The sequence below is a fragment of the Mesorhizobium sp. M2A.F.Ca.ET.037.01.1.1 genome, assembly GCF_003998075.1.
GTDB lineage: Bacteria > Pseudomonadota > Alphaproteobacteria > Rhizobiales > Rhizobiaceae > Mesorhizobium.
The window spans coordinates 1-6454 of record NZ_RZSA01000316.1 but is presented as its reverse complement, the minus strand read 5'-3'; the positions used below and the strand labels follow the sequence as shown (position 1 = coordinate 6454).

The window sequence follows — 6454 nt, the reverse complement described above, 5'->3', positions numbered from 1 at the left end:
GGACCTGATCGTCGGCGCCCGCAACGGTCCGCCTCTGGCCGTCGGCCATGGCGAGGGCGAGATGTTTTTGGGCTCCGACGCGATCGCGCTGGCGCCCTTCACCAACTCGATCACCTATCTCGAGGACGGCGATTGGGCAGTGGTGCGCCGCGAAGGCGTGACCATCTACGACATCGACGGCAACAAGGTCGACCGCAAGCGGCAGCAGTCGCTTTCGACCAGCTTCATGGTCGACAAGGGCAATCGCCGGCATTTCATGGAAAAGGAGATCCATGAGCAGCCGGAGGTGATCTCGCACACGCTGGCGCACTACGTCGATTTCGTTTCCGGCCAGTCGAAGCCGCTCGACCTGCCGTTCGACTTCGCCAGGATCGGCCGGCTGGCGCTTTCGGCCTGCGGCACCGCCTATCTCGCCGGGCTGATCTCGAAATACTGGTTCGAGCGCTATGCGCGATTGCCCGTCGATATCGATGTCGCCTCGGAGTTCCGCTACCGCGAGATGCCGCTTTCGGCCAATGACGCGGCCTTCTTCATCTCGCAGTCGGGCGAGACCGCCGATACGCTCGCTTCGCTGCGTTATTGCCGCCAGGCCGGCATGAAAATCGGCGCCGTCGTCAATGTGCGCGAATCGACCATGGCGCGCGAATCCGACGTCGTGCTGCCGACGCTAGCCGGCCCTGAGATCGGCGTCGCCTCGACCAAGGCTTTCACCTGTCAGCTGTCCGTCTTGGCTGCGCTTGCGGTGCGCGCGGGCGTGGCGCGCGGCACGATCTCGCCCGATCAGGAAAAGCAGCTGGTGCGCGAGCTTTCCGAAGCGCCGCGTTTCGCCACCCAGGTGCTGAAGCTCGACGAGCAGATCGAGCGCATCTCGCGCGAGCTGTCGCGCTACAAGGACGTGCTCTATCTCGGCCGTGACACCAATTTTCCGCTGGCCATGGAAGGGGCGCTGAAGCTCAAGGAAATTTCCTACATCCACGCCGAAGGCTATGCTGGCGGCGAGCTGAAGCACGGGCCGATCGCGCTGATCGACGAGAACATGCCGGTGATCGTCATCGCGCCGCATGACCGCATCTTCGAAAAGACCGTGTCGAACATGCAGGAAGTGGCGGCACGCGGCGGCAAGATCATCCTGATCACCGACGCCAAGGGCGCGGCGCAGGCCGGCATCAAGTCGATGGAGACGATCATCCTGCCCGAGGTGCCGGAGATCATTTCGCCGATCATCTACGCGCTGCCGATCCAGATGCTCGCCTATTTCACCGCCGTGTTCATGGGCACCGACGTCGACCAGCCGCGCAATCTGGCGAAATCGGTGACGGTGGAATAGCGGGTTATGCGGCGTTCGCTCCGGCGTAGATTCTAAAAACTTCGCAGTTCCAAACCGGCTCGCGGTTCACTAATCTCTGCGCCGCAACATGCGCCGCGGTGAGCCCCATGTCCGACGCCCTGAAGACCTCTGGCATGACCCGGCTGAGGAATTACTTCCTGACGGGGTTCGTCGTCTGTGCGCCCCTGGCGATCACGGCCTATATCGCCTGGTCGCTGATCGGCTGGGTGGATTCCTGGGTGAAGCCCTACATCCCCGTCCGCTACAATCCCGATACCTATCTGCCGTTCCCGGTTCCGGGCTTCGGGCTGATTGTGGCGCTGGTGCTGATCACGCTGATCGGTTTCCTGACCGCCAACATCGTCGGCCGCGCCATCGTCAATTTCGGCGAGCGGCTGCTGGGTCGCATGCCGCTGGTGCGCGGCATCTATGGCTCGCTGAAGCAGATTTTCGAGACCGTGCTGTCGAACAAGGGCGACATGTTCCGCCAGGTCGGCTTGGTCGAATATCCGCGCAAAGGCGTCTGGTCGCTGGTTTTCGTCGCCAGCGAGAAGGAAACCGAGATCAACCAGAAGCTCGATCAGGAAGGCGATCCGCTGATTGCGGTGTTCATGCCGTGCACGCCGAACCCGACCACCGGATTCCTGATGTATGTGCACAAATCCGAGATCGTGCTGCTCGACATGTCGATCGAGGACGGCGCCAAGCTGATCGTCTCGGCAGGCATGGTGGCCCCTGAAGTCAAGGCCAAGCTGGTGACGCTGAATGGCGAACCCGTCGAAGGTGGTCTCGCCAACCCGCCGCTTGGCGCTCAGCCGGCGCGCAGCAGCCGTACCGCCTCGTCGCGGCCGAACAGGTAAAGCAACAGGCGCAGCGCCTCGCCGCGTTCGGACTGCAGTTCCGGGTCGCGCGACAGGATCAGCCGCGCGTCGTCGCGTGCTGCCTCCAGCAGGTCGGCATGGAATTCGATCCGAGCGACCTGGAAGCCGGGCGTGCCGGACTGGCGGGTGCCGAGCAATTCGCCTTCGCCGCGCAGTTTCAGGTCCTCTTCGGCAATGCGGAAGCCGTCCTCGGTCTCGCGCATCACCGAAAGCCGGCGCTTCGCGGTCTCTCCGAGCGGGTCCTTGTAAAGCAGAACGCAGGAGGAGGGCTTGTCGCCGCGTCCGACGCGGCCGCGCAGCTGGTGCAACTGGGCAAGGCCGAAGCGCTCCGCATGCTCGATCACCATGATGGTGGCATCAGGCACGTCGACGCCGACCTCGATGACGGTGGTGGCGATCAGGATGCGCGTCTCGCCGTCCTTGAAGGCGCGCATCGCCTCGTCCTTCTCCGCGCCCTTCATGCGGCCGTGCACGAGGCCTATCCGGTCGCCGAACAGCGGTTTCAGCGAAGCAAAGCGATCCTCCGCCGACATTAGCTTGATCTCTTCGGATTCCTCCACCAGCGGGCAGATCCAGTAGATTTTTTGCCCCTCCGCAACCGCATCGCGCATGCGACCCACCAATTCGTCCAGCCGCTCCATCGGCAGGGTCACGGTGCGGATCGGCTGGCGGCCGGCGGGCTTCTCGGTGAGCTTCGAGACGTCCATGTCGCCGAAGGCGGTCAGCACCAGCGTGCGCGGGATCGGCGTTGCCGTCATCACCAGCATGTCGGGCGCATCGCCCTTGGCGGTGATGGCCAGGCGCTGGTGGACGCCGAACCGATGCTGCTCGTCGATGACAGCGAGCACAAGATCGTGGAACGTCACCGTTTCCTGGAACAGCGCATGCGTACCGACGACGATGTCGATCGCGCCGTTGGCAAGGCCTGCAAGCGTCTCGGTGCGCTCGCGGCCCTTCTCGCGCCCGGTGAGGATGGCGAGGCGCAAGCCGACTTTCTCGGCCAGCGGCGCGATGGTTGCCAGATGCTGGCGCGCCAGGATTTCGGTCGGCGCCATCAGCGCCGCCTGGCCGCCGGCCTCCACCGCGCGCGCCATGGCAAGCAGCGCCACCACGGTTTTGCCGGAGCCGACATCGCCCTGCAGCAGGCGCAGCATGCGTTCGGGGTCGGCGAGATCGGCATTGATCTCGCCAAGCGCGAATTCCTGGCTGGGGGTCAGTCTGTAAGGCAGGGCCGAGCGCAGCTTCTCGACGATGCGGTCATCGCCGATGAGCGGCCGGCCCGAGAGGCGGCGGATTCTGGCCCGCACCAACGCCAGCGACACCTGGCCGGCCAACAGCTCGTCATAGGCAAGGCGGCGCCAGGCGGATCCCTCGACGGCAACGTCGATCGGGACATTCGGGTGATGGATGCGGGAAAGCGCATCGCTGAAGGATGGAAAGGTGTGCCGACGCATGAAGGCGTCGTCCTGCCATTCCGGCAGTTCCGGCAGGCGCCCCAGCGCCTGTCCGATGGCGCGGCGCAGCACCTTGGCCGACAGGCCGGCGGTGAGGGGGTAGACCGGCTCGACCAGCGGCAGGCCCTCGGCCTCGTCGATTGGCGCGATGTGGTCCGGATGGACCATGGTCGGGCGGCCGTTGAACCACTCCATGCGGCCGGAGATCACCACATGCTCGCCTTCGGGCAGCATCTTCTGCAGATAGGCGGCATGGGCATGGAAGAAGGTCAGCGCGACCTCGCCGGTGTCGTCATGGGCGTAGACGCGGTACGGCACCGACCTGTTGCCGCGCGGCGGCGGCTGATGGCGATCGACCCGCACTTCCAGCGTGACGATCTGGCCCTCAGCCGACAGCGCGATGCCGGGCCGGTTGCGGCGGTCGATCACGCTGTTGGGCAGCAAGAACAGAAGTTCGGCGGCGCGAGCGGCGCGATCGCCGAGGTCGGCCGGCACCACCCTCTCGATCAGCAAGCCAACCTTCGGGCCGACGCCGGCGAGCGAGGTGATCGGGACAAACAACGGATCGAGGATGGTGGGGCGCATCAGCGCTGCGCCGGTTTGGAAGCTGGATAGGCCGAGTTCCTTCGCGCCCCCCTCTGTCCTGCCGGACATCTCCCCCACGAGGGGGGAGATTGGCAGCTTCGGCGCTGCGCCCATTCTGCAACGTTGAAGATTGGCGAAAGCGGAGGTGTCGGCTGATCTCCCCCCAAGTGGGGGAGATGTCCGGCAGGACAGAGGGGGGCGCGAAGGAATGCAATCATTTCAGGTTGATTGTCGGGTGTCTTACTTTGCCTTGCAAGGCTGACACCAGTCTCTATCCACGCTATATGCGCCGCTTCGAACAAGGATAGCCTGCCATGACCGGAACACAGCGATCAAGCGAGGGGTTGGATGCCCGCCGCCGCAAGCTGCTGTTCCGCTCCTGGCATCGCGGCATGCGCGAGATGGACCTGATCCTCGGTTGCTTCGCCGACGCCGAGATCGGCGCCTTGACCGGCGATGAAATCGACCAATATGAGAGGCTTCTCGAAATTCCCGACAACGATTTCCTGCCGATGGTCACCGGCGAGCACCCGGTTCCGCCCGATATCGATTGCGCGGTGCTGCGGAAAATCATGGCGTCGCGCCGGACCATGACATTTTGAAAAACGCATGAGCCTCATTCCTTCCATTGGCCTGCCCAAGGGCCGCGCCGGCCAGTTCATCGTCGATGGCGTCGCCGACGGCTACGAAGCCTTCGCCCTGGTCCAGACGGCGCAGGAGATCGCGCCGGACAAGCCGGTGCTGTTCGTCGCGCGCGACGGCCAGCGGCTGCCGGCGATCATCGAGGCGCTCGCCTTTGCCGCGCCGGGCCTGCCGGTGCTGGAACTGCCGGCCTGGGACTGCCTGCCCTACGATCGCGTTTCGCCCGGCGCCGATGCCGCGGCGCGGCGGCTCGACGCGCTTTCCGCCATGATCGCGCTGGCGAAGAAGCCGCATCGCGCCGTGATCCTCACCACCGCGAATGCGCTGTTGCAGCGCATCCCGCCGGCCGAATTGATCGAGGCGCAGACCTTTCACGCCAGGCCCGGCAACCAGATCGACATGAACGCGCTGATCGCGCGGCTGGAGATTTCCGGCTTCGAGCGCGTGCCGACGGTGCGCGGGCTCGGCGAATTCGCGGTTCGCGGCGGCATTCTCGACCTCTTCGCACCCGGCTGGAGCGAGGCGCTCAGGCTCGACTTCTTCGGCGATACGCTGGAATCGATCCGCGTCTTCGACGTGGCAACACAGCGCACCACCGGGCAGCGCAAGTCGATGTCGCTACAGGGGATGAGCGAGGTGGCGCTGACGCCGGAGACGATCAGCCGCTTCCGCCGTTCCTATATCGAAGCTTTCGGCGCGCCGTCGCGCGACGACGCGCTCTATGCGGCGGTCAGCGAAGGCCGGCGCTTTGCCGGCATGGAGCACTGGCTGCCCTTCTTCTATGAGCGGCTGGAGACCGTGTTCGACTATATGCCGGATGCGCCCGTGGTTTTCGACCATCTGGCGCATGAGGCGCTGGCCGAGCGGCACACGCTGATCCTCGACCATTACGAGGCGCGCCGGAAACAGGCCGACAGCGCGCTCAAGGATGCCGTGCCCTACAAGCCGGTGGCGCCGGACCTGCTTTACCTGTCGCCGGAGAATCTCAGATCCTCGCTCGGTCAGCGCGAGGACATAGACTTCACCGTCTTCGATGCCCCCGATGTCGGAGGCAAAAAGGTCTTCCATGCCGGCTCGCGGCACGGCCGCAGCTTCGCCGAGGAGCGCGCCGACCCGAATATCAACGTGTTCGACGTGGTGGTGAAGCACATTGCCGATGAGCGCGCCGCGCGTCGCCGTGTCATTGTCGCTGGCTGGACCGAAGGCTCGCTCGACCGGCTCGGCCAGATCCTGGCTGAACATCATCTTGGCAATCTGAAGACCGTCGCGACGCTTGCCGAGGTCGAAAAGCTCGAGCCGGGGCAGGCGGGGCTTGCCGTGCTGCCGCTCGAATCCGGTTTCGAGACCGACGGTCTGGTCGTCGTCGCCGAGCAGGACATCCTCGGCGACAGGCTGATCCGGCGTTCGAAGCGCAAGAAAAAGGCCTCCGATTTCATTGCCGAAGCCTCGTCGCTGTCCGCCGGCGACATCGTCGTCCATGCCGATCATGGCATCGGCCGCTTTATCGGCCTGCGCACCATCGAAGCGGTCGGCGCGCCGCATGACTGTCTCGAAATCCACTATGC

5 protein-coding genes are annotated in these 6454 nt (G+C 65.0%); 4 read left to right on the top strand and 1 reads right to left on the bottom strand.

Annotated features, from left to right (window positions below; all coding sequences use genetic code 11):
• Together glmS and EOA27_RS17100 are read left to right on the top strand one after the other, a co-directional pair.
• Positions 1-1327, top strand: a 1327-nt coding sequence (glmS, locus tag EOA27_RS17105; RefSeq protein ID WP_127256751.1) for a glutamine--fructose-6-phosphate transaminase (isomerizing), incomplete at its 5' end; no start/stop codon positions are given.
• 107 nt (positions 1328-1434) lie between these two features.
• The gene (locus EOA27_RS17100; RefSeq protein WP_126082401.1) at positions 1435-2187 is read left to right on the top strand and encodes a DUF502 domain-containing protein; all 753 of its coding nucleotides are present in this window, start codon (positions 1435-1437) and stop codon (positions 2185-2187) included.
• On the opposite strand, the gene recG is transcribed toward EOA27_RS17100, so the two are convergent.
• A complete protein-coding gene (gene recG / locus EOA27_RS17095; RefSeq protein WP_126083785.1) occupies positions 2139-4247 on the bottom strand; it encodes an ATP-dependent DNA helicase RecG in 2109 nt (702 codons plus the stop codon). The two genes, EOA27_RS17100 and recG, sit on opposite strands and share 49 nt — an antisense overlap.
• Before the next feature lie 314 nt (positions 4248-4561).
• On the opposite strand from recG, the gene EOA27_RS17085 reads away from it, so the two are divergent.
• Both EOA27_RS17085 and EOA27_RS17080 read left to right on the top strand, forming a co-directional pair.
• A complete protein-coding gene (locus EOA27_RS17085; protein WP_126082402.1) occupies positions 4562-4849 on the top strand; it encodes a succinate dehydrogenase assembly factor 2 in 288 nt (95 codons plus the stop codon).
• Between the two features lie 7 nt (positions 4850-4856).
• Positions 4857-6454: CarD family transcriptional regulator (locus EOA27_RS17080; protein ID WP_281059432.1), on the top strand; the 1598-nt coding region annotated here is incomplete at its 3' end.